This is a genomic window from Bartonella queenslandensis AUST/NH15 (assembly GCF_000312585.1).
Taxonomy (GTDB): domain Bacteria; phylum Pseudomonadota; class Alphaproteobacteria; order Rhizobiales; family Rhizobiaceae; genus Bartonella; species Bartonella queenslandensis_A.
In genome coordinates this window covers 1-961 of the sequence record NZ_HE998174.1, presented here as the reverse complement: position 1 = coordinate 961, position 961 = coordinate 1, and the positions used below count along the sequence as shown (strand labels likewise).

At 43.0% G+C, this 961-nt stretch carries 1 protein-coding gene; it reads right to left on the bottom strand.

Annotation, left to right across the window (positions count from 1 at the left end):
* Positions 1-816: BID domain-containing T4SS effector (locus BN338_RS09775; protein ID WP_039761893.1), on the bottom strand; the 816-nt coding region annotated here is incomplete at its 3' end.
* Positions 817-961 lie beyond the last annotated feature (145 nt).

The window sequence follows — 961 nt, the reverse complement described above, 5'->3', positions numbered from 1 at the left end:
ATGTCTTTGTCGTTGAGGGCTGTGCTCTGGACTCTCCCGATTTTGTCCTCTTGCGTGATGACGATCATGATGATGCTCTCTTTCAGCTTCCCGAGAATTTTCTTTATGGCGTCTTTGTTCGGCCATAGGGGTTTGCAATAGTCTTGTTGTTGCGTCTTTTACAGCCCTTGTATAACCATCAATGGCATCAATGAGCGGTCTAAAACCATCTTCAGCTGCTTTGCGTGTTTGATTTTTTATGCCAAGTGCGGAGTGGCCAGTGAGCTTATGTATAGATTCAGGGAATTCAGCAAGTCGATCTGAAAGTTCTTTTCCTTTAGCGGGATTTGTAAGTATGTCTTGCAAGTGTTGCTGGAAAATATTGCCTTTTCCATAAACACTTCCACCCCAATACACGACTTCTTGTGCATATGCTTGGACATGTGAATCTTTTAAAAGCATGACAGTTATTTGCTCTGCTGTGAGGGACGATGAAGATGTTCCTCTTTGTTGTGGAGCGACCTCTGTGTAATCGGTTTCAGGACTTTCGCTTTTCCGATCAGGACGTCTCCCTCTTGAAGGAGAAACACTACTCACTGATGCGTATACAACTTCCTCTTCGCGTCTTGGAGATGCAACCGTTGTGTAATCGGTCTCAGGTTCTTCTCTCCTTTGATGATGGTGTCTCTCTTTTGAAGGAGAAACGTTGCTCACGGATGCGTATAGAACTTCCTCCTCTGGGTTTGGAGTGCGCTGGTTTCCTCTGTTTGGTTTATTAACTCGTGCATAGAGGGGCTCTTGACCTTGGGCTTCTAAGTGTGGGTGACTTTTTTTCATGGCTGTTTCCTTTCAATATTTTTAGAAAACCTCTTTGGTGCATTCTCCACTTTTAGTTTTGATAACTTTTATACAAAGGAAGATATCCAACCGAATGACCTCCAAAGATTTTGCCCTATTCATATTGATATGTAATGGACATTTA